General features: G+C 58.6%; 4 protein-coding genes and 2 pseudogenes. 2 read left to right on the forward strand and 4 right to left on the reverse strand.

The window, feature by feature from the left end; genetic code table 11:
- Positions 1–148: 148 nt before the first annotated feature.
- The 4 genes and pseudogenes from ACFWUY_RS40955 to ACFWUY_RS40970 all read right to left on the reverse strand — a co-directional run.
- Positions 149–493, reverse strand: a complete 345-nt coding sequence (locus tag ACFWUY_RS40955) for a winged helix-turn-helix domain-containing protein (RefSeq protein ID WP_384121949.1) — start codon at positions 491–493, stop codon at positions 149–151.
- A gap of 129 nt (positions 494–622) precedes the next feature.
- Positions 623–796: pseudogene (locus ACFWUY_RS40960) on the reverse strand (helix-turn-helix domain-containing protein); the annotation flags it as partial.
- Between the two features lie 52 nt (positions 797–848).
- Complete coding sequence (locus ACFWUY_RS40965; RefSeq protein WP_384121951.1) at positions 849–980, reverse strand: hypothetical protein; 132 nt, start codon at positions 978–980, stop codon at positions 849–851.
- Positions 981–1053: 73 nt separating this feature from the next.
- Positions 1054–1170: pseudogene (locus ACFWUY_RS40970) on the reverse strand (IS630 family transposase); the annotation flags it as partial.
- Positions 1171–2069: 899 nt separating this feature from the next.
- On the opposite strand from ACFWUY_RS40970, the gene ACFWUY_RS40975 reads away from it, so the two are divergent.
- A complete protein-coding gene (locus tag ACFWUY_RS40975; RefSeq protein WP_384121943.1) occupies positions 2070–2915 on the forward strand; it encodes a cytochrome P450 in 846 nt (281 codons plus the stop codon).
- A 12-nt stretch (positions 2916–2927) separates the two neighbouring features.
- Complete coding sequence (locus tag ACFWUY_RS40980) at positions 2928–3119, forward strand: ferredoxin (protein ID WP_384121946.1); 192 nt, start codon at positions 2928–2930, stop codon at positions 3117–3119.
- Positions 3120–3456 lie beyond the last annotated feature (337 nt).

A 3456-nucleotide genomic window follows, 5' to 3' on the forward strand; every position in this document is an offset into this window, starting at 1 on the left:
AGCACGATCGGGGCCCTGACCAACTGGTGGACTCCGTCGATCAGTGCGATGAAGTCCCGCTCGCTCATGCTGCGCCGTGTTCCCTTGCCCGCGGGGTGGGTCCGCAGACGGTGACACGGCCGGGTCCGAGAACCGGGCCGCATGGCGATCAGGCCGGCCACCGACAGCCGTCCCGAACGCCGACCGCTGACACCGTCACGACCGGGATGCGGCCCCGCCGGCCCCAGGTCCGTCCCCGGGGCGGCCGGCGGGTGAAGCCCGCTTCATCCGCGAAACAGATGTAACCCCCACAGGCCGCCCGGGGCCTTTTTACCTCCGCCCAGGTCGCCTCCTTCCACCCGGCGACGGCCTGCTCGTCGCGTTCGGCGACCCGACGGACGGCGACCTGCGGGGAGAACCCGAGCCGGTGCATCAGACGAGTGACGCCCGAGACGCGGTAGGAGACGTGGAACTTCCGGCCGATCAGCGTGGCCACCCTCGATGCGATCCACACCTGGTCTTCCCCCCAGCCGTGCGCTGCCGGACCTTCCTCCAGGAGCCTTGTCAGTTTCTCCAGGCAGTGCGGCGACAGCCGACACCGCGAACCGCTCGGGCCACGCGAGGCCAGTGCCGCCACCCCGCCATCGCGCCACAATTGGTGCCACTGATACGCCGACTGCACGCTCACCCGCAGCCGGCGTGCGACCTCCGACGGCTTGGCTTCCTGCTCGAACAGCTCGGCCGCCTGCCTCTGTACTGTCTCGCGCCGCTGACGTCCAGCCGGAGTCAGTCCGCCCTCCCCATCCGCATACCTCACACACCACGAGATACAGCCACAGCACCGGGCCGATCAGGCACTTCGCGAAGATTCACCCCGACGCGCCGAAGTCAGTAAAGCCCACGTCGCAGGGCTGGTGATCGAGCACCGTCTGCCGCACCGCGGCCTGCTCGGCCTCCCCGAGCACCTGGTGCACCCCGACCGGCTTGCCCCGTGGCTGCATGACCAGCGCCTCCCGGCCGCCGGCCTTGCCACTTCGCCCACCACCCGTCGACCGCCTTCAGCGACACCCCGAAGACCGCCGCCGCGTCCTCACGGTCCCGCCCCGCCACCAACGCGGCCACCGCCCGCAGCCGAAGGGCCTCCTGCGCCGACGGCGACAGATGCCGCGCGTCCCCCACCAGATCACTCACACACCACCAACGACCCAGAACCTGAACCGTTTCGGATCAATAGCAGTCCGACTTCAATATCTGAGTATCGACTACTCATGGCGCGAGTGGTCGCATATTTCAGCATGGATGACAAGTGGAAAGTCGACCATGATATCGAATCCCATATGAATTGAATGACGATGCCAGCTTGCGCGCTAAAGCCCCTAAACGTGGGATGCGGGATTTTCCCTCCGATCCAGGTTGGGTGTCACGGCGATATCATTTTCGGCATTCTAGGTCGAATGTGGAGGTGATTTTCTCATGGGGATAGTAGAGCAAGAATCAGTCATGCATCCACAAAAAATGGAATCGGAGATGGTTTGGCGGCTTAATGAGCACCTTCTGAGTGACACCTGCTGGTCGATATGGTCGTCATGGTGTCCAGATTCTCCATGGATTTTTGATTGCGACGCTCCCGGCGATTAGTGTAAGAGATCTGGATGATTAACCAGATTGCATTGAAATTTCTCAGCTACGGGAGACGCAGATATTATCTCGGAAGCCCGAGAAGCGAATTCTGACAAGGTCTCCCCTTTACCGCTCGAGTCGTCGGTAGGCTCAGCGCTGTTACTCTCCCGAAGGGATTTCCAGTGATTGAGCCCCCCAGGCATTCAGAGCTCCGTCTAAGGGGCGCAATACTGCGCAACACGAACCCCAGCGCCCTGTCGTCCTGGGTAGTAACCCGATATGACGATGTCCGGGAAATCCTGAGCAACAGTGACGTATTCAGTTCGAGGATTCCGCTTCCAGGAAATCCTCCCGACTTGGAGTCGTTCATCCAGGTGGACCCTCCTAGGCATACAAGAATACGCCGCACTTTGACGCCGTGGTTCACTGTTCGGAGGGTAGCGGCACAAAACCAGCAAGTAGAACGGCTCGTGGACAAGTTTCTGGACGGGGTAGAGTCGGGAAGCCGAGGGAGCGATCTAACCAAGAACTTCGCCGATCCACTCGCTTATGCGGCACTGTGCCAATTCCTGGGACTGCCGGCCACTGGTCGCGCACTCATTGACGCATGGCTGCACACTTTTGAAGACCCGGCAATACCGCCAGCCGGTAAGCAGCACGCGGGGAAGGAGATGATGGCTTATCTCAAGAACATCGTCCGTTCTGCAAGCGCGCCGGCCGGAAGCCTGCTCTCACACCTCCAATCCACAGCAAAAGAATCCACCGATACTTCTCTGACCGAGCACGAACTCACATGCATCTTCGTCACGCTCATGATCGCAGGATACGAAACTCTGCGGAATATGATCAGCCTCAGTCTGCTGACGCTGATCGTTCAGCCTGATCTAGCAGAGGAATTGCGTGAAGAACCGGCTCTGATGCCTGCGGCTGTAGATGAATTTGCCAGATATTATTCGGTCCTGCACAGGCCCCTGCCCAGAAGAGTAATGCGGGACGTAGTTATAAGCGGAAAGAATGTGAGAGCGGGCGAGTACATCGCAGTGTCACTGCCTGCGGCGAACTGGGATGAGAAGTATTTCAAGAACCCCGAGAAGATTAACTTCCGTCGGTCAATGGAAGCCCCGCATCTCTCATTTGGCCACGGAATCCACCACTGTCTAGGTCGAGCGCTTGCTTCCTCTGTCCTTAAGTCAGTAATTTACAGAACGCAACAGCGTATGCCTCGACTTCGCCTCGAATCAGGCCAGAAGTCAATTAAGTTCCTGCATCACCGACTATTCTATGGCGTGGACATGCTGTCAGTGGAATGGGACTGAAATGGATTCCCGATGAAAATATCAATCTACCGGCAGCGGTGCTGCGGATCCGGAATATGTACCACTATCATGCCTGAATTCTTTGAACAGCATGAGGATGATGGGCTCGTGGTAATGCGGAATTCTGACTCGGTAAGCATAAATGAGGAGTGCGCCCGTGCCGTGGCGTCCGCGTGCCCAACCTCCGCTATAGTGCTTGAATAGCAAAATTCCTCGGATTCATTACATGGCTATTTAGCACCCCAGGCTCGCCATCATGGGCGATATTTATATCCACTGAAGCCGCAAAGGCGTACTGTCGCGACCGGCTGCCAATCCAGAAGGGGAATAAGTGAAATAGTGCATGCGAGATCGAGTAATTGCTTCTCGTGCCGCGAGTAGCACATCCTATATCCTATCCTTCAGGCTTTATTACTTCCCATCGGAAGAGGTATTTTCATGTGGAATCGCTATTCGCTCGCCCTCGACGAGCTAGACACCGAGGAGGACGGTTTGGGAAGCAACCACACCGAGGCTGAGCTAGACACCGAGGAGGACGGTT

The organism is Streptomyces sp. NPDC058664 (assembly GCF_042716635.1).
Lineage (GTDB): Bacteria > Actinomycetota > Actinomycetes > Streptomycetales > Streptomycetaceae > Streptomyces.